The organism is Dactylosporangium siamense (assembly GCF_016862795.1).
Classification (GTDB): Bacteria; Actinomycetota; Actinomycetes; order Mycobacteriales; family Micromonosporaceae; genus Dactylosporangium; species Dactylosporangium siamense.
Map to the genome: position 1 here is coordinate 37850 of NZ_BONQ01000158.1, position 20810 is coordinate 58659.

Annotated in this window: 2 protein-coding genes; both read right to left on the minus strand. The window is 75.5% G+C overall.

The features are described from left to right. Positions 1-3 precede the first annotated feature (3 nt). Positions 4-768, minus strand: coding sequence for a thioesterase II family protein (locus Dsi01nite_RS48495; protein ID WP_203853278.1), 765 nt, complete (start codon positions 766-768; stop codon positions 4-6). Continuing rightward, the coding region (locus Dsi01nite_RS57960) for a type I polyketide synthase (protein WP_373318946.1) at positions 765-20810 on the minus strand (20046 nt) is incomplete at its 5' end. The genes Dsi01nite_RS57960 and Dsi01nite_RS48495, both read right to left, overlap by 4 nt.

Below are 20810 nucleotides of genomic sequence, written 5' to 3' on the forward strand. Positions count from 1 at the left end.
CTCCTAACGAGACTGGACGGCGGCCGGGGTCAGGGATCCGGTGATGACCGCCAGGACGGCGGCCGCGTGCCGGGTCAGGAAGAAGTGGCCGCCGTCGTACACGTGCAGCACCGTCGGGCCGGTCGTGTGCTCCCGCCACGCGTCGGCCTCCTCGACGCTGACCTTCGGGTCGTCGTGGCCGGTGAACGCCGTCACGGGGCAGTGCAGCGGCTCGCCGTCGGCGTACACGTACGTCTCAGCGGCCTTGTAGTCGTTCCGAACGATCGGCAGCACCGCGAGCAGCAGGTCCTCCTCGTCGAAGACCCGGGTGTCGGTGCCGCTGAGCGACTTCATCTCCGCGATGATGCCGGCGTCGTCACGGCGGTGGACCTGCTCGTCGCGCAGCCGCGACGGTGCCCGCCGGCCGGACACGAACAGGTGCACGGGTTCCCGGGACTGCGCGGTGAGCCGGCGGGCGACCTCGAACGCGACGGTCGCGCCCATGCTGTGGCCGAACAGCGCGAACGGCCGGTCCAGCCAGGGCAGGATCGCCTCCGTGCACTGCGCGGCGAGCACCTCGAGGTCGTCGACGAGCGGCTCGTTGCGACGTTCCTGCCGGCCCGGGTACTGCAGGGACAGCACCTCGACGCCGGGTCCGGCGTTCGCCGAGACGGGCACGTAGTAGGGCGCCGAGCTGCCGGCGTGCGGGAAGCACACCAGCCGGATCGGCGCGTCGGGCCGCGGGTGGTACCGGCGCACCCACAGGTCACTGGTGGTGGTCATGCTCATCGTGCACCTCTCACTGCTTCGTCGACCCACTGCCGCACCGCCTGGGCGGTCGAGCCGGCGTGGTGCTCCATCATCGTGAAGTGGTTGCCGGGCACGTCGATCGTCGTGTCCGCGTCCTGCCACGAGGTCTGCCACTCGTGCCTGGCGTAGGGGCCGTCGGGGCCGGTCGCGACGATCGGCTCCGACGAGCGCAGCAGCAGCGACGGCGTGCTCAGCTCGCCGGGGCGCCAGCCGCCGAACAGGTCGAAGTACCAGCTCATCGCCGTCAGCCGGGCCGAGTCGAGGGAGGTGAAGAGCCCCTGCCGGTCGAACATGCCGTCGATGAGCTCGGCCTGGAACTTCGTCAGGGGCGAGTCCTCGGTCGCCGGGTACGTGTCGAGCAGGACCACGCCGGCGGCGGGGGCGCCGAGGTCGTGCAGGCGGGACGCGGCGGCGTGGGCGAGCAGCCCGCCGCCGGAGGAGCCGAGCAGCACCGCGGGCCGGTCGCCGACGCATTCGCGGACCAGTTCGGCCTGCATGTCGGTGACCGTCTCCCACGTGGCGGGGAGGCGTTCGTCGGTGAGGAAGCCCGGCACCGACAGCGCCCACACGTCGTAGGTGTCGCGGAAGTTGGCGGCGAGCCGCGCGTACTGGTGGACGCCGGCGAGCGCGACGAACGAGCTGAAGCAGATCAGCACGGGACGGCGGTCGTCACCGGTGGGTCCTGAGGCGAGCTTGACCGGTTGCAGCTCGCGGCCGAAGTCGGCGCGGGCCTTGAACGTGGGGCGCAGCGCGGCAGCGGCCCGCAGCAGCGCGTAGCCCTGGTCGACCTGCCCGTTGCGGCACGCGTCGCGGAACATCGCGCCGATGCCGTCCTCCCGGCCGGTCGGTGCCGCTTCCGGGGCGCTGGTGGCGGCGGCCGGGGTGCCGGCGAGCTCGGCCAGCAGGTGGGTGGTGAGGGCGGCCGGGGTCGGGTGGTCGAACACGAGCGTCGGGGGCAGCCGCAGCCCGGTGGCGGCGCCGATCCGGTTGCGCAGCTCGACGGCGGTGAGGGAGTCGAAGCCCGCCTCGAGGAGGCTCTGCCCGGGCGGCACGGCGTCGGGGGTCGTGAAGCCGAGCACCGCGGCGACCTGCGCGCGGACGAAGTCCAGGACGAGGGTCTCGCGGGCATCCGGGGCGGCGCCGGCGAGCCGCTCGGTCAGCGACACCGCCGCCGTGCTCCGTCCGGCGGCCCGCCTGGCCGGTGCGCGCACGAGTCCGCGCAGCAGGGGCGCCACGGCGCCGCCCTTCAGCACGGGCAGGTCCAGCAGCATCGGCACGGCGAGGGGTTCGGCGCGGCCGACGGCGGCGTCGAAGAGGGCCAGGCCGCGGGCCGGGTCCAGGGGCAGCAGGCCGCCGCGGGACATGCGGCGCACGTCGGCGTCGGTGAGGTCGCTGGTCATGCCGCTCGCGGTGACCCACGGCCCCCAGGCGAGCGCGGTCGCGGGCAGCCCGCGGCCGGCCCGGCGCTGCGCCCACGCGTCGAGGTAGGCGTTCGCGGCCGCGTAGTTGCTCTGCCCCGCGCCGCCGATGAGGCCGGACACGGAGGAGTACACGGCGAACACGGCCAGGTCGTGCCCGACGGTCAGCTCGTCGAGGTGGGTGACGGCGTCGACCTTCGGCCGCAGCACCGCCGACAGGCGGGACGCGTCCAGGCCTCCGACGGTGGCGTCGTCGAGGACACCGGCGGTGTGCACGACCGCGGTCAGCGGCCGGTCGGCCGGCACCGACGCGACGAGCGCCGCGACGGCGTCCCGGTCGGCGACGTCGCAGGCGGCGATGGTCACGTCGGCGCCGAGCGCGGTCAGTTCGGCGCGCAGCTGCGCGGCGCCGGCGGCGTGCTCGCCGCTACGGCTGGCCAGCAGCAGGTGCCGGATGCCGTGCCTGGTCACCAGGTGCCGGGCGACCTCCGCGCCGAGGCCGCCGGTGCCGCCGGTGACGAGCGCGGTGTGCTCGGTGCGCAGCGACGGCGCGAAGGTGAGCACGACCTTGCCCACGTGGCGGGTCTGGCTGATGTAGCGGAACGCGTCTCGGGCCCGCCGCACGTCCCAGGCGGTGACCGGCAGCGGTGCCAGGACCCCTTCCTCGAACATGGCGACGAGCTCGCGGAGCATGACGCCGATCCGGTCGGGGCCGGCCTCGATGAGGTCGAACGCGCGGTACCGCACGCCCGGGTGGGCGGCGGCGACCGCGTCGGCGTCGCGGACGTCGGTCTTGCCCATCTCCAGGAACCGGCCGCCGCGCGGCAGCAGCCGCAGCGACGCGTCGACGAACTCTCGGGCGAGGGCGTTGAGGACGAGGTCGACGCCGTCGCCGCCGGTCAGCTGCAGGAACTCCGCCTCGAAGGCGACGGTCCGCGAGGACGCGAGGTGGGTGCCGTCGACGCCGAGGCCGCGCACGACCGGCCACTTGCCGGCGCCGGCGGTGGCGAGGACCTCCGCGCCGAGGTGCCGGGCCAGCTGGACGGCGGCCATGCCGACCCCACCGGCGGCGGCGTGCACCAGGACCCGCTCCCCCGGGCGCAGGCCGCCGAGGTCGACGAGCGAGTAGTACGCGGTGAGGAACACCAGCGGCACCGACGCCGCCTGCGCGTAGGACCAGCCGGCGGGGACACCGACGATCATGCGGTGGTCGGCGACGGCGACGGGTCCGAACGCGCCGGGGAACATGCCCATGACCCGCTCCCCGACCGCGAACCCGGTGACGCCGGGCCCGACCTCGGTGACGACGCCGGCGCCTTCCTGGCCGAGGGAGCCGGCCTCGCCCGGGTACATGCCGAGGGCGTTGAGCACGTCGCGGAAGTTGACGCCGCCGGCCCGCACGGCGATGCGGACCTGGCCGGGCCGCAGCTCGCCGGCGGCCTCGTCGGCGCGCTCGACGGTGAGACCTTCCAGGGTGCCGTCCTCGCCCCGGGTGAGCCGCCACGGCCCGTCCGGCGGGGTGAGCTCCTCGACCCCACTGACGGTGGCCAGGCGCGGGATGCGCGCCGTTCCGCCCTGCAGCAGCAGTGCGGGCTCGCCGGTGTCGAGGGCGGCCGGCAGCGCGGTGAGCGAGTCCGCGGACGTGTCGAGGTCGACGAGGACGAACAGTTCGGGGTTCTCCGACTGGGCGGAGCGCACCAGGCCGTGCACGACCGCGGCGGCGGGGTCCCGGACATCGTCGCCGACGGCGTCGCGGGTGAGGAACACCAGCCGCGACCCGCCGAACGCCGGGCTCGCGAGCCACTCCTGCACGTCGGCCAGGGCCCGCGCGGCCAGCTCGTGCGCCGCGGCGACCCGGTCGGCGCCGGCGCCGGCGCTGACGACGAAGACGGTGGCGGGGACGCGGGCGCCGTTGTCGGCGGCGGCCGCGAGGGAGGTCAGGTCGGCGTAGGACTCCAGGTGGACGCCGGCCGCTTCGGCGGCGGCGCCGAAGCCGAGGCGGTCCTCGCCGACGACGGCCCAGCGCAGCGGCTGACCCGCGGGGGCCGGCAGGCGCAGCACCTGCCAGTCCAGGCGCAGCAGCCCCTCGGTGACGGACGCCGCGGCCGGGCGGGCCGCGGACAGCTCCCGCAGCGTCAGCGAGGCCACGGTCGCGACGGGTGCCCCGGCGGGGTCGGTGACGGTCAGGGCGACCGCGTCGGTGCCGAGGGTCCGCAGCCGCACCCGCAGCCGGGTCGCGCCGGCGGCGTGGACGGTGACGCCGGTCCACGCGAACGGGAGCCTGCCGCGGTCGGTGCGGCCGAGGCCGGTGAGCGCGACGGCGTGCAGGGCCGCGTCCAGCAGCGCCGGGTGGACGGTGAACCGGTCCGCGTCCTCGGCGGCGCCGTCGGGCAGCGCGACCTCGGCGTAGACGTCGTCGCCGACCCGCCACGCGGCTTCGAGGCCCTGGAACACGGGGCCGTACCGGAACCCGGCGACGGCGAGACCCGCGTAGAACCCGTCGAGGGACACCGGCTCGGCGCCGGCCGGCAGCCAGGCTGGGTCCGGGTCCGGGTCCGGGTCCGGGTTCGGGTTCTGGTCCGCCGCGGTGACCTCGCCGGCGGTGAGCAGGCCGGTGGCGTGCAGCGTCCACGGGTGACCGCCGTCGGCGGGGCGGGCATGGATGGTGACAGGCCTGGCTTCGCTGTCGTCGGCCGGCGGGTCGACGCGCACCTGGATCTCGGCGGCGCCGCGGTCGGGCAGCGTCAGCGGCGCGGCGAGGGTGAGCTCGTCGACGACCGGGCAGCCGACCTCGTCGCCGGCCCGCAGGGCCAGTTCGAGCAGGGCGGTGCCGGGGACGATGACGGCGCCGGGCAGGGCGTGGTCGGCGAGCCACGGGTGGGTCCGGGTCGACAGCCGGCCGGTCATCACGACGGTGCCGGTGTCGGCGAGGGTCACGGCCGCGCCGAGCAACGGGTGGTCGGCGGTCTCCAGGCCGGCGCCGGCGAGCCCGGCGGCGCCACCGACGCCGCCGGTGCCGGGACGCGGCCAGAAGCGGGTCCGCTGGAACGCGTACGTGGGCAACGCGACCGGCACCGCCCACACGGGGGTGAAGGCGGCCGCCCGGTCGAGGGTGACGCCGGCGGTGACGAGCTGCGCGGCGCCGCGCAGGAACGCCTCGGTCTCCGGCCTGTCCCGGCGGGACAGGGCGACGCAGGTGGCGTCCTGCGGCAGGCCGTCGTGGGCCATGGCGGTGAGGACCGCGTCCGGGCCGACCTCGACGAAGCGGCTGTAGCCGGCGGCGTGCAGCGCGGCGATCCCGTCGGCGAAGCGGACCGCCTCGCGGACGTGCCGCACCCAGTAGCCGGCGTCGGTCAGGTCCCCGGCAGCGGCGAACGCGCCGGTGAGGTTGCTGATCACCGGCAGCCGCGGCGGGCGGTAGGTGACGGTGGCGGCGACCCGGCCGAACTCGGCGAGCATGCCGTCCATCCGCGGGGAGTGGAACGCGTGGGAGACCCGCAGCCGCCGGGTGCGCCGGCCGGCCTCGGTGAAGTGGGCGGCGATGCGCTCCACGGCGGCCTCGTCGCCGGAGACGACGACCGCGTGCGGGCCGTTGACGGCGGCGATCCCGGCGGTGCCGTCCAGCAGCGGCAGCACCTCGTCCTCGGCGGCCTGCACGGCGAGCATGGCGCCGCCGACCGGCAGCGCCTGCATGAGCGCGGCCCGGGCGGCGACGAGGCGGCACGCGTCGTCGAGGTCGAACACCCCGGCGACGTGCGCGGCGACGATCTCGCCGATGGAGTGGCCGATGACGGCGTCGGCGGTCAGGCCGACGGACTCGGCGAGGCGGAACATCGCCAGCTCGAACGCGAACAGCGCCGGCTGGGTGTAGCCGGTGCGGTCCAGGGCGTCGCCGCCGGTGAACGCGAGGTCGCGCAGGGGCCGGTCCAGGAGCAGGTCGAAGCGGGCGCAGGTGTCGTCGAACGCGGCGGCGAACACCGGATGTGTGGCGTGCAGCCGCTCCCCCATGCCGCTGCGCTGGGCGCCCTGCCCGGTGAACAGGACCGCGGTGCGGCCCGGCCCGGCGGTGGCGGCCCGCACGACGGCCGGGTGTCCGGTCCCGCCGGCGATCGCCCGCAGCCCCGCGAGGAGGTCGTCGTGGCCGGTGCCGACGACGGCGGCCCGGTCGGCGAGCAGCGCCCTGCCGGTGGCGAGGGTCGCGGCGACGTCGGCGGGACGCAGCTGCGGGCGCTCGTCGAGGTGGTCGGCGAGCTGGGCGGCCTGCCCGGCGAGGGCGTCCTCGCCGCGGGCCGACAGCACCAGCGCGACCGGTTCGGCCGGCACTGCCGGCATCCCGGCGACAACCGCGACCGGTGGGGCCTCTTCGAGGATCAGGTGGCCGTTGGTGCCGCTGATCCCGAACGCGGAGACGCCGGCACGGCGGGGGCCCTGGGCGGGCTGCCAGTCGGTGGTCTCGGTGATGAGGCGGACGGCGCCGGTGGTCCAGTCGACGTGGCTGGACGGGGCGGCGGCGTGCAGGGTCGGCGGCAGGGTCCGGTGCTGGAGTGCCTGGACGGCCTTGATGACCCCGGCGACGCCGGCGGCGGCCTGGGTGTGGCCGATGTTGGACTTGACGCTGCCGAGCCACAGTGGACGGTCCGCGGGCCGGTCCTGGCCGTAGGTGGCCAGCAGCGCCTGCGCCTCGATCGGGTCACCGAGGCTGGTGCCGGTGCCGTGTGCCTCGACGAGGTCGACGTCGGCGGCGCGCAGCCCGGCGGTGGCGAGGACCTGCCGGATGAGCCGCTGCTGGGCTGGGCCGTTGGGGGCGGTGAGGCCGTTGGAGGCGCCGTCCTGGTTGATCCCGGCGGCGCGGATGACGGCGAGGACGGTGTGACCGTTGCGTTGCGCGTCGGAGAGCCGTTCGAGCAGGACCAGGCCGGCGCCTTCGCCCCAGTTGGTGCCGTCGGCGTCGTCGGAGAACGCCTTGCAGCGCCCGTCGGTGGCCAGCCCCCGCTGGCGGCTGAACGCGATGAACGACCCGGGGGTCGTCATGACGGTGACGCCGCCGGCGAGGGCGAGCTCGCACTCGCCGTTGCGCAGCGCCTGCGCGGCCCAGTGCATCGCGACCAGCGACGAGGAGCAGGCGGTGTCGACGGTGACGGCGGGGCCTTCGAGGCCGAGCGTGTAGGAGATCCGGCCGGACATGACGGCGGCGGTGTTGCCGGTGCCGACGTAGCCCTCGTCGAACGCTGACGCGGCGGCGAGCGTCGCGATGTAGTCCTGGCCGTTGGTGCCGGCGAACACGCCGACGCGTTCGCCGCGGACGGACAGCGGGTCGATGCCGGCGCGTTCGAACGCCTCCCACGCGACCTCCAGCAGCAGCCGCTGCTGGGGGTCCATGGTGAGCGCCTCCCGCGGGGAGATCCCGAAGAACTGCGGGTCGAAGTCGGCGACGCGGGCGAGGAAGCCGCCTTCGCGGACGTAGGAGGTGCCGGCGTGGTCGGGGTCGGGGTCGTAGATGCCGTCGAGGTCCCAGCCGCGGTCGGCGGGGAACGCGGACACGGCGTCGCCGCGGCTGACGACGAGGTCCCACAGCGCTTCGGGGGTGCTGACGCCGCCGGGGAACCGGCAGCTCATGCTCACGATCGCGATGGGTTCGTCGGTGTACGCCGTGATCTCCTGCTTCGGTGCCTCGACCGCACCGGTGACCAGCTCCCCCGCCAGGTGCGCGGCGAGGGCGTTGGCGGTCGGGTGGTCGAAGAGCAGGGTCGCGGGCAGTTTCAGGCCGGTGGCGGCGTTGAGCCGGTTGCGGAGCTCGACGGCGGTGAGCGAGTCGAAACCGAGGTCCCGGAACGCCTGCTCGGCGTCGACGGCGTCGGCGCGGGTGTGCCCGAGCGCGGTCGCCGCCTCGGCGCGGACGAGGTCGACGAGCGTGCCGATCCGGTCGGCGACGCTCATCGCGGCGAGGCCGTCGCGGAACGTCGCGTCGACGGTCTCGACCGCGGTCTCCAGGGCCGCGACCTCCGGCAGGTCGCCGAGGAGCGGGCTGGGCCGTGAGCCGGTGAACCCGGGCGCGAACTTCGCCCAGTCGACGTCGGCGACGGTCAGCGACGTCTCGTCGGCGTCCAGGGCGCCCTGCAGGGCGTTCACGGCCAGCTGCGGGTCCAGCACGTGCAGGCCGCGGCGGCGCAGGAACTCCTCCGTGCCCTCCTCGGCGGTGACCATGCCGCCGCCGCCCCACGGGCCCCACGCGACGGCCGTCGCGGCGTGCCCGCGGGCGCGGCGGTGCTGGGCGATGCCGTCCAGGGCGGCGTTGGCGGCCGCGTAGGCCGCCTGGCCGCCGCTGCCCCAGGTCGCGGAGATCGACGAGAACAGCACGAACGCGTCGAGGTCGCCGGTCAGCTCGTCGAGGTGAGCGGCGCCGTCGGCCTTGGGCACGTAGACGGCGTCGAAGTCGGCGCCGGTCATGCCGTCCAGGACCTGCGACTGGGGGACGCCGGCGGCGTGCACGACGACGCGCAGGTCCGGCAGCGTGTCCAGGAGCGCGGCGACCGCGGCCCGGTCGGCGACGTCGCACGCGGGGATGTCGACGCGGGCGCCGAGGGCCTCGAGCTCGGCGCGCAGTTCGGCGGCGCCGGGGGTCGCGTCGCCGCGACGGCTGGTGAGGACGAGGTGTTCGGCGCCGCCGCGGGCGAGCCAGCGGGCGATGTGGGCGCCGAGGGCGCCGGTGCCGCCGGTGACGAGCGCGGTGCCGCGCGGCTTCCAGGTGGGGGCGCCGGCGGGGCGTTGCGGGGCGGGGGCGTGCACGAGCCGCCGGGTGAAGGTCCCGGAGCCGCGGACGGCGACCTGGTCCTCGGCGCCGCCGCCGGCCAGGACGGTGGTCAGGCGCTGCACGGTGCGATCGTCGACGGTCTCGGGCAGGTCGATGAGGCCGCCCCAACGCTGCGGGTATTCGAGGGCGGCGGCGCGGCCGAGGCCCCAGACGCCGGCGTGGGCCGGGGACCGCAGCGGGTCGGAGGCGCCGATGGACACCGCGCCGCTGGTGAGCACCCACAGCGGGGCGTCGACGCCGGTGGTCTGCTGGATGAGGGCGGTGGTGGCGGCGATGCCGTCCTGCAGGGCGAGGAGGGACACGATGCCGGCGTAGGAGCCTTCGGGCACCTCGGTGACGGGCAGGGCGGTCGCGCCGGCGGCGGTGAGGCCTTCGACGACGCGGTCGACGAGGTCGTCGGGGGTGCGGTGCACGACGAGCCAGGTGCCGGTGAGGGTTGCGGTCTGGTCGGGCTGCGCGGGGCGCCAGCGGATCTGGTACCGCCACGTGTCCACGGTGGATTGTTCGCCCTTGCGCCGCCGCCAGGAGGCGAGGGCGGGCAGGACCGGCGCGAGCGCCTGCGCGTCGACGCGCAGGGTGCCGGCGAGGGTGTCGAGGTCGGCGCTGTCGACGGCGTCCCAGAACGCGGCGTCCACGGTGCCGGTGGCGCTCCCGGCCTTGGGCAGTTCGATGGTCGGCCAGTACTGCACGTGCTGAAACGCGTAGGTGGGCACGTCGACGCGCCGGGCGCCGTTGAACAGCCGCGTCCAGTCCGGCGACCAGCCGGTGACGTGTGCCTGCGCGACCGCGGTCATCAGGGTGAGTGCTTCGTCGCGGCCTTTGCGCATGGCGGGGATGCCGTCGACCAGCGCGGACAGGATGCCGTCGGGGCCGACCTCCAGGAACCTGGTGACGCCCTTGGTGGTGAGCGTGGCGGCGGCGTCGTCGAACCGGACCGTGCCGCGGACCTGCCGGACCCAGTACTCCGGGTCGGTCACCTCACCTGTGGACGTGGTCGCGATCGGGATTGCCGGCGGGTTGAACTCCACCGTGGCCAGGACGTCGCGGAACGCGTCGAGCATCCCGTCCATCCGCGCCGAGTGGAACGCGTGACTCACCGTCAACCGGCGCGTCTTGGCGAACCCGGCGGCCACCGCCTCAACCGCGGCCTCGTCGCCGGAGATCACGACCGCCTTAGGACCGTTCACCGCGGCAATTTCGGCGCCTTCGACCAGCACCGCCCGGACATCGGCTTCGGCGGCCTGGATCGCGACCATCGCGCCGCCGGCCGGCAACGCCTGCATGAGCCGGCCGCGCGCTTCGACGATCTTGCACGCATCCTGCAGTGACCAGACCCCGGCGACGTGCGCCGCGGCGAGCTCGCCGATGGAGTGACCGAGGAGGAAGTCGGGCTTGAGACCCCACGACTCGAGGAGCCGGTACACCGCGACCTCGACGGCGAACAGCGCTGGTTGGGTCCACTGGGTCTGGTCGAGGAGGTCGCCGTCGACGTCCACGAGGCCGTCGATGTGTTCGCAGACCTCGTCATACGCCTTCGCGTAGGCCGGGAACGTCGCGTGAAGGCCGCGGCCCATCCCGGACCGCTGCGCGCCCTGACCGGTGAACAGCATCGCGGATCCGCCCTTGCCGGCCTTGCCGCGGACCACGGCGTCGCCGAGGACGACGGCCCGGTGGTCGAAGGCGGCCCGGCCCACCGCAAGGGAGTAGCCGACGTCCATGGGGTCGGCGTTCGTCTCGTGCAGCCGGGCGATCGAGGCGTCGACGGCCTCCGGGGTCCGTGCCGACACCGGCAACGGCACCACCGGCAGCGGCGGCGGTGCCGCGGCGGGGTCCGAGGGCGGCGCCTGCTCCAGGATCACGTGAGCGTTGGTGCCGCTCATCCCGAACGACGACACGGCCGCGCGGCGGGGCCGGTCGACGTCCGGCCAGGCCCGGGTCTCGGTGAGCAGCTCGACGGCGCCTGCGGTCCAGTCGACGTGCGGGGACGGTTCGGTGACGTGCAGGGTCCGCGGCAGCATCCCGTGCCGCAGCGCCTGGACCATCTTGATGACGCCGCCGACGCCGGCCGCCGCCTGCGGATGGCCGATGTTCGACTTCAGCGACCCGAGCCACAGCGGCTCGTCGCGGTCCTGCCCGTACGTGGCGAGCAGCGCCTGCGCCTCGATCGGGTCGCCGAGCGGGGTGCCGGTGCCGTGCGCCTCGACGGCGTCGACTTCGGCGGTGCTGAGGCGGGCGTTGGCGAGGGCCCGGCGGATGACCCGCTGCTGGGCGGGGCCGCTCGGCGCGGTGAGGCCGTTGGAGGCGCCGTCCTGGTTGACGGCGCTGCCGCGGATGACGGCGAGGACGGTGTGCCCGTTGCGTTGCGCGTCGCAGAGCCGCTCGAGCAGGACCATGCCGGCGCCTTCGGACCAGCTGGCGCCGTCGGCGGCCGCTGAGAACGGCTTGCAGCGGCCGTCGGGGGCCAGGGCCCGCTGCCGGCTGTAGTCGATGAGGGACACGGGCGTGGACATGACGGTGACGCCGCCGGCGAGGGCGAGGGTGCAGTCCCCGGCCCGCAGCGACTGGATCGCCCAGTGCAGCGCGACGAGCGACGACGAGCACGCGGTGTCCACCGACACGGCGGGTCCTTCGAGCCCGAACGTGTAGGCGATGCGGCCGGACAGCACGCTGAAGGAGTTGCCGCTGCCGATGAGGCCTTCCGCGGACTCCTTGGCGAGCATCAGCAGGCCGACGTAGTCCTGGTAGGTGACACCGGCGAAGACACCGGTCTGGCTGCCGCGCAGCGACACCGGGTCGAGCCCGGCGTGTTCGAGGGCCTCCCACGAGGTTTCCAGGAGCAGCCGGTGCTGCGGGTCCATCGAGAGCGCCTCGCGGGGCGAGATGCCGAAGAACGCGGGGTCGAAGTCGCCGGCGTCGTGCAGGAAGCCGCCACCCTGCGAGTAGCAGGTGCCGGGTGCGTCGGGGTCGGGGTTGTAGAGCGCCTCGACGTCCCAGCCGCGGTTCGTCGGGAACGGGGTGATGGCGTCGCCGCCGGCCATCACGAGGTTCCACAGGTCGTCGGCGCTGTTGACGTCGCCGGGGTAGCGGCAGGCCATGCCGACGATCGCGATCGGCTCATCGACGGTGGCCGACCCGGTCTCCGGCTCGGCGACGGCCGTGTCGGGCAGGTCAAGCAGCTCCTGCCGCAGGTGCGCGGCGACGGCGGCCGGGGTCGGCTGGTCGAAGACGAGCGTGGCCGGCAGCCGGACGCCGGTGGCCTCGGCGAGGGCGTTGCGGAGCTCGACGGCGGTGAGCGAGTTGACGCCGAGGTTCTTGAACGGCTGGTCGGCCTCGACGCTGCTCGCGTCGGCGTGCCCGAGCACCAGGGCGGTGCTGTCCAGGACCAGGGCGACGAGGAGGTCGCGCTGCGCGGTCTCGTCGAGCCCGTTGAGCCGGTCGGTCAGGGCGTTGCCGGTCGGGGCGACCGCGGCCGACCTTCTGCGCGGTGCGGTTGCCGATGTCTGCGCTGGTTTCGCCGGTACGGCCACCGCCTCGGCGGCCGAGCGGAGCGCCTGGGGCTCGCGGGATGCGGCGGGGGCGCCGGTGGGGCGCAGCACGAGGGCGTCGACGGTCACGACGGCAGCGCCGGTCGGGTCGGCGGCGAGGATGGCGACGGCGCCGGGGCGGCCGGTCGGGGTGAGCCGCACCCGCAACCGGCGGGCGCCGGTGGCGTGCAGCGCGAACCCGTTCCACGAGAACGGCAGCAGGTCGCCGTCGAGGCCCGGCAGGACGCCGAGGGCGAGGGCGTGCAGGGCGGCGTCCAGCAGCGCGGGCCGCAGCCAGAAGGCGTCGTCGCCGGGCTGCGGGTCGACGTCGACGTCGGCGTAGAGGCTGTCGCCGGACCGCCATGCGGCGCGCAGCCCCTGGAACGCGGGTCCGTACGCGAATCCGGCGTCGGCCCAGCGGTCGTACAGGCTGTCGACGGCGACGGGTTCCGCGCCGGCCGGCGGCCACTGCGTCAGCTGGTCGGCGGGTCCGGCGGTGCCGGTGGACGCGCTGCCGTGGGCGTGCCGGGTCCAGGTTTCGCCGTCGGTGCGGCTGTAGACGGTGACCTGCCGGGAGCCGAGCCGGTCCGGGCCACCGACGGCGACCTGCAGCTCGACGGTCCCGGACGCGGGGACCGGCAGGGACGCCTCGAGGACGAGCTCGTCGAGCCGGTCGCAGCCGGCCTCGTCGGCGGCCCGCACGGCGAGGTCGACGAGGACGGCGCCGGGCAGGTACGCGTCGCCGCGCACGACGTGCTGCGCGAGCCACGGGTGCCGGTGCACGGACGCCTTGCCGGTGACGACGAACCCGTCCCCGCCGGCGATCGGGACGACCTCCGCGAGGAGCGGGTGGCCGATGCCGTGGGGGCCCTGCTCGGCGGTGTCGAGCCAGTACCGCTGCCGCTGGAACGCGTAGGTGGGCAGGTCGACCCGGCGGGCGCCGGCGAAGAGCCGCGTCCAGTCCGGGGACCAGCCGGTGACGTGTGCCTGCGCGACCGCCGTCATCAGGGTGAGGGCCTCGTCGCGGTCCTTGCGCAGGGCGGGGATGCCGTCGACCAGCGCGGACAGGATGCCGTCGGGGCCGACCTCCAGGAACGTGGTCACGCCCTTGGCCTTCAACGCATTGGCGGCGTCGGCGAACCGGACCGTGCCGCGGACCTGCCGGACCCAGTACTCCGGGTCGGTCACCTCACCGGTCGAGGTGGCCGCGATCGGGACCGCCGGCGGGTTGAACGTCACCGTGGACAGGACCTCGCGGAACGCGTCGAGCATCCCGTCCATCCGCGCCGAATGGAACGCGTGACTGACCTTCAGCCGCCGCGTCTTCTCGAACCGCGCAGCCACCGCTTCGACGGCGGCTTCGTCGCCGGACACGACGACCGCGTCCGGGCCGTTGACCGCGGCGATCTCGGCACCGTCGACCAGCGCCGCCCGGACCCGGTCCTCGGACGCCCGGATCGCGACCATCGCGCCGCCGGCCGGCAACGCCTGCATGAGCCGACCGCGGGCGGTCACCACCTTGCAGGCGTCCGCGAGGGACCAGACCCCCGCGACGTGTGCCGCGGCGAGTTCACCGATGGAGTGGCCCAGCAAGAAGTCGGGCTTCAGTCCCCACGATTCGAGGAGCCGGTACACCGCGACCTCGACGGCGAACAGGGCTGGTTGGGTCCACTGGGTCTGGTCGAGGAGGTCGCCGTCGACGTCCGCGAGGCCGTCGATGTGTTCGCAGACCTCGTCGTACGCTGCGGCGTAGGCCGGGAAGGTTTCGTAGAGGCCGCGGCCCATGCCCGCGCGTTGCGCGCCCTGGCCGGTGAACAGCATCGCCGTCCCGCCGTCGCGAGCGCGGCCCCGGATCACGGTGCCGCCCAGCAGGACGGCGCGGTGTTCGAGGCCGGACCGGCCGGTCGCCAGGGAGAACCCGACGTCCGCCGGGTCCGGGCCGGTGACGGCCCGCACCTGGTCCAGCTGCGCGTCGAGGGCCGCGGCGGTGTGCCCGGACACGACCCACGGCGTCACCGGCAGCGCGGTCCGCGGCGTCGCCTCATGCGCGTCGTCGGCCGCCGGAGCCTGCTCGAGGATGATGTGGGCGTTGGTGCCGGAGACGCCGAACGCCGACACGCCGGCGCGGCGCGGACGGTCCAGCGCGGGCCAGTCGCGAGCCTCGGTGAGCAGCTCGACGGCGCCCCCGGACCAGTCGACCTTGCTGGACGGGGCGTCGACGTGCAGCGTGCGGGGCAGGACGCCGTGCCGCAGCGCCATGACCGTCTTGATGATCCCGGCGACGCCGGCGGCGGCCTGGGTGTGGCCGATGTTCGACTTCAGCGACCCGAGCCACAAGGGCGTCGCGCGGTCCTGGCCGTAGGTCGCGAGGAGCGCCTGCGCCTCGATCGGGTCGCCGAGACTGGTGCCGGTGCCGTGTGCCTCGACGGCGTCGATGTCGCCGGTGCCGAGGCCGGCGGCAGCGAGGGCCTCGCGGATGACCCGCTGCTGGGCGGGACCGTTGGGGGCGGTGAGGCCGTTGGAGGCGCCGTCCTGGTTGACGGCCGAGCCCTTGACGACGGCGAGGACCGGGTGGCCGTTGGCGACGGCGTCGGAGAGCCGCTCGACGAGCAGCAGGCCGACGCCCTCGCCCCAGCCGGTGCCGTCGGCGTCGTCGGAGAACGCCCTGCAGCGGCCCTGCGCGGCCAGGCCGCCCTGCCGGCTGAACTCGGCGAACACCCCGGGGGTCGCCATGACGGTGACGCCGCCGGCGACGGCGAGCCGGCATTCGCCGCGGCGCAGCGCCTGCACGGCGAGGTGCAGCGCGACGAGCGACGACGAGCACGCGGTGTCGACGGTGAGGGCGGGGCCCTGCAGGCCGTACGTGTAGGAGAGCCGGCCGGACAGGACACTGCCGGAGTTGCCGGTGAGCAGGTGTCCGGCGAGCTCGTCGGGGATCGTGGTGAGGTTCGACGCGTACCCGGACGGTGACGCACCGACGAAGACGCCGGTGGCGCTGCCGTGCAGGGCCTGGGGGTCGAGTCCGGCGCGTTCGAACAGTTGCCAGGACGTCTCCAGCAGCAGCCGCTGCTGCGGGTCCATGGCGAGGGCCTCGCGGGGCGAGATGTTGAACAGGCCGGCGTCGAAGAGGGTGGCGGTGTCCAGGAAGCCGCCTTCGGTGGTGGTGCTGTGCCCGTCGTGTTGCGGCCCGTACAGGCCGGCGACGTCCCACCCGCGGTCGCCGGGCATGCCCGCGACGGCGTCGACGCCATCGACGACCAGCTGCCACAGGGATTCGGCGTCGCTGACGCCGCCGGGGAAGCGGCACGCCATGGCAACGATCGCGACCGGCTCGTCGGCGGCGGTGGCGGTGGCGCTGGCGGCCGGGCCGGCTGCGACGGTCTCGCCGCTGGTGAACAGGGTGGTGGCGAGGTGCCGGGCGATGGCGCGGGCGGTCGGGTGGTCGAAGACGAGCGTCATCGGCAGCCGGAGGCCGGTCGCCGCGCCGAGCCGGTTGCGCAGCTCGACGGCGGTGAGCGAGTCGAAGCCGAGCTCCCGGAACGGGCGGGCCACCTCGAGGTCGCCCGCCCCGCCGAGCCGCAGGACGGCGGCGGCCTCGGCCCTGACCAGGTCGAGCAGCGCGGCGTCGCGTTCGGCGGCGGTCAGCGGCGCGAGCCGGTCGCGCAGCGCGTCGCCGCCGGTGCCGGGTCCGCTGTCGGTGGCCGTCAGTTCGGCGACGCCGGGCAGGTCGCCGAGCAGGGGGCTGGGGCGGGCGGTGGTGAACGCGGGGACGAACCGGGTCCAGTCGACGTCGGCGACGGTGACGACGGCGTCGCGGCCGGCGACCGCTCCGGCGAGTGCCGCGAGGGCCGTCTCCGGCGGCATCGGGCGGATCCCGCGGCGCACGAGGGCGTCGCGGCTGATGTCGTCGGCGGCCATGCCGCTACCGGCCCACGCGCCCCACTGGACAGCGGTCGCGGCGGCGCCCCGGGCGCGGCGGTCCTCGGCGACGGCGTCGAGGACGGCATTGCCGGCGGCGTATGCGGCCTGCCCGCCGCTGCCCCAGGCGGCGGCGATGGAGGAGAACAGCACGAACGCGTCGAGGTCGCCGGTCAGCTCGTCGAGGTGCCGTGCACCGGCGGCCTTCCCGGCGTAGACGGCGGCGAAGTCGGCGAGGTCCATGCCGGGCAACGGCTGCGACTGCGGCAGCCCGGCCGCGTGCACGACGGCGCGGACCGGCCCGGCGGTGGCCTCGACGGCGGCGAGCATGGCGGCGACGGCGGCGCGGTCGGCGAGGTCGCAACCGACGACGCTGACGCCCGCGCCGAGGGCTTCGAGTTCGGCGACCAGTTCGGCGGCGCCGGGTGCTTCGGGGCCGCGGCGGCTGGCGAGGACGAGGTGGCTCGCGCCGCGGCCGGCGAGCCAGCGGGCGACCCGTCCACCGAGCGCGCCGGTGCCGCCGGTGACGAGGACGGTGCCGGTGGGCTGCCAGTCGCCGGTGCCGGTGGCCGCGGCCGGTGCGGCGCTGAGCCGGCGGCCGAGGACGCCACCGGCCCGGATCGCGACCTGGTCCTCGGCGCCGCCGCCGGTGAGCACGCCGGCGACCTGCCGCAGGGCGGCCTCGTCGAGCGTGTCCCTGCCGGCGGGAAGGTCGATGAGGCCGCCCCAGCGGCCGGGGTGTTCGAGGCCGATGATGCGTCCGAGGCCCCAGACGGCGGCCTGGTCGACGGCGCGGAGCGGGTCGCCCGGGCCGGTGGAGACGGCGCCGGCGGTGAGGCACCACAGCGGCGCCCCGGCGCCGAGGTCGGCGAGGGCCTGCGCGAGCAGCAGCGTCGCAGCGGTCCCGGCGGTGACGTGCGGCTGGTCGGGCCGGGGGCGTTCGTCGAGGGCGAGCAGCGACAGGATCCCGGCGGGCGCGGCCATCTCCGCCACGGTCAGGGTGAGCCCGGCCCGGTCGGTGGTGGCGGCGTCGACGGTCACGGCGGTGACGTCGAGACCGTGGCGCCGGAGTCCTTCCAGGAGGCCGGTCGCCACGGGTGCCGACGGCACCAGCGCCAACCATGGACCTGAGGCACGCGGCGCGGGCTGCTCGGTGAGGGCCTTCCACGTGGTGCGGTAGCGCCAGCCGGCGAGCGCGGCGCCGGTGCGCTGCTCGGCGTGCCAGGCGGTGAGCGCCGGCAGGAGCGGGCTGAGCGCCTCGGGTTCGACGCGCAGGGTGGTGGCGAGGCCGGTGAGGTCGGCGTGCTCGACGGCGTCCCAGAACCGGCCGTCGAGGGTGCTGGTGGGGGCGGCGCCGAGGTTGAGGGTGGGCCAGAAGCGGGTGGGCTGGAACGCGTACGTGGGCAGCGCGACGGTCCGGGCGCCGCTCCCGGCGAAGACGGTGGCCCAGTCGACGGTGCCGCCACCGGTCCACAGTTGCGCGAGGGCGGTGAGGAAGCGGACGGGCCCGCCGTCGTCGCGGCGCAGCGTGCCGGTGACGACGGCGTCGGACCCGGCGGTGTCGAGGGTCTCCTGGACCCCGACGGTGACGACGGGGTGCGGGCTGACCTCGATGAACGCGGTGAACCCTTCGCCGGCGAGGGCGCGGATGGCGGGTTCGAACGCGACGGTCTGCCGCAGGTTCGTGAACCAGTACGCCGCGGACCCGACCTCGACGTCGCCGGCGTCGCCGACCGTGGACCGGAACGCGATGCGGGGTTCGCCGGGCCGTACCGGCGCGAGGACGGACAGCAGGGTGTCGTGGATCGTCTCGACGTGCGCGGAGTGGGAGGCGTAGTCGACGTCGATGGGGCGGGCGCGGACGTCATCGGCGGCGCAGGCGGCGAGGCACGCGACGACGGCGTCGACGTCGCCGGAGACGACGACGGAGGTGGGGCCGTTGACGGCGGCGACCGACAGCCGTCCGGACCATGCGGCGATGCGCCGCTGGACCTCGTCGACGGGGGCGGACACCGCCATCATGCCGCCGTGCCCGGCCAACTCCAGCAGGGCCTGGCTGCGCAGGGCGACGACGCGGGCCGCGTCGGGCAGGGTGAGGAGCCCGGAGACGGCGGCGGCGGCGATCTCGCCCTGGCTGTGGCCGACGACCGCGGCGGGTTCGACGCCGTGGGCGCGCCACAGTTCGGCGAGGGAGACCATGACGGCGAACAGGACCGGCTGGACGACGTCGACGCGGTCCAGCGTCGGCGCGCCCGGGGCACCGCGCAGCACGTCGGTGAGCCGCCAGTCGACGAAGGGCTGCAGCGCCTCCTCGCAGCGGGCGATGTGCTCGGCGAACACGGGCGCGGTGTCCAGCAGGCCGGTGGCCATCCCGGCCCACTGCGATCCCTGGCCGGGGAACAGGAACGCGACCTTCCCGGCCGGTTCGGCGTGGCCGGTGACGGCGCTGGTGGTGGGGGTGCCGTCGGCGAGGTCGGTGAGGTGCCGTAGGAGCGTGTCCCGGTCGGGGCCGGCGACGACGGCGCGGTGTGGCAGGGCGCCGCGGGTGGTAGCGAGGCTGTGCCCGATGTCGGTGGCGCTCAGGTGGCGTCGGCCGCTGAGGTACGCGCTGAGCCGGCCCGCCTGGTCGCGGAGCCCGGCGGCGCTGCGCGCGGACAGCAGCCATGGCACGGCGGCCGGTTCGGCGCCCGGCACGGTGTCGGCGGCGGCCGGTTCGGGCGCCTCCTCGAGAATGACGTGGGCGTTGGTGCCGGAGACGCCAAACGATGACACGCCTGCGCGGCGGGGGCGGCCGGTGTCCGGCCACGGCTGGGTCTCGGTGAGCAGCTCGACGGCGCCGCCGGTCCAGTCCACGTGCGACGACGGCGCGGTGACGTGCAGGGTCCGCGGCAGCGTCCGGTGCCGCATTGCGAGGACCATCTTCATGACCCCGGCGACGCCGGCGGCGGCCTGGGTGTGGCCGATGTTCGACTTCACCGACCCGAGCCACAGCGGCGTGTCCCGGTCCTGCCCGTACGTGGCAAGGAGCGCCTGCGCCTCGATCGGGTCGCCCAGGCTGGTGCCGGTGCCGTGCGCCTCGACGGCGTCCACATCGGACGGTCTGAGGCCGGCGGCGGTGAGGGCGGCGCGGATGACCCGCTGCTGCGACGGCCCGTTGGGGGCGGTGAGGCCGTTGGAGGCGCCGTCCTGGTTCACGGCGGAGCCCTTGACGACCGCGAGGATCGGGTGGCCGAGGCGTTGCGCGTCGGACAGGCGCTCGAGCAGCAGCAGGCCGACGCCCTCGCCCCAGCCGGTGCCGTCGGCGTCGTCGGAGAACGCCTTGCAGCGCCCGTCGACGGCGAGGCCACGCTGGCGGGAGAACTCGACGAACAGCCCGGGCGTCGACATGACGGTGACGCCACCGGCGAGGGCCATGCCGCATTCGCCGCGGTGTAGGGCCTGGACGGCGAGGTGCAGCGCGACCAGAGACGCGGAGCACGCCGTGTCGACGGTGACGGCGGGTCCTTCGAGGCCGAACGTGTAGGACAGCCGGCCGGAGACGACGCTGGCGGCGTTGCCGGTGCCCTGATAGCCCTCGACGTTCTCGGTCGCGTGGGCGAGCAGGGCGCCGTAGTCCTGGCCGTTGGTGCCGACGAACACGCCGGTGGCGCTGCCGCGCAGCGTGGACGCGTCGATCCCGGCGCGTTCGAACACCTCCCACGCCGTTTCCAGCAGCAGCCGCTGCTGCGGGTCCATCGCCAGGGCCTCACGCGGCGAGATGCCGAAGAACCCGGCGTCGAACCCGGCGACGCCGGGCAGGAACCCACCGGCGCGGGCGTAGGACGTCCCGGTCCGGTCCGGGTCGGGGTCGAAGAGCGAGTCGAGGTCCCAGCCGCGGTCCGCGGGGAACTCCCCCATCGCGTCGCGGCCCTCGACGAGCAGGTCCCACAGCGCTTCCGGGGTCGTGGCGCCGCCCGGGAACCGGCCGGCCATGGCGACGATCGCGATCGGCTCGTCGGTGCTGCCCGCTGCGGGCGTGGTCGTCGCCGGTACGGTGCCGCCGAGGAGGGTGTCCAGGAGGTGCTGGGCGAGTCCCGCGGGCGTCGGGTAGTCGAAGACGAGCGTGGAGGGCAGGGTGCTGCCGGTGGCGGCCGCGATCGCGTTGCGGAACTCGACGGCGGTGAGCGAGTCGAACCCGAGGTCGCGGAACGCCTTGTCGGCGCCGACGGCGCCGGTGCCGGTGTGGCCGAGGACGGCCGCGGCACGTTCCCGGACGAGGTCGAGCAGCATCGGGTGCCGTTCGGCGGCGGGCAGCGCGGCGAGCCGGGCGACGAGCGGGTCGGTGGCGGCCGCGGGCCCTGTGCCGGGTGC

Excerpts from the sequence above, each read along its gene's own strand:
- Dsi01nite_RS48495 (WP_203853278.1), bottom strand. The coding sequence starts at position 768 with ATGAGCATGACCACCACCAGTGACCTGTGGGTGCGCCGGTACCACCCG.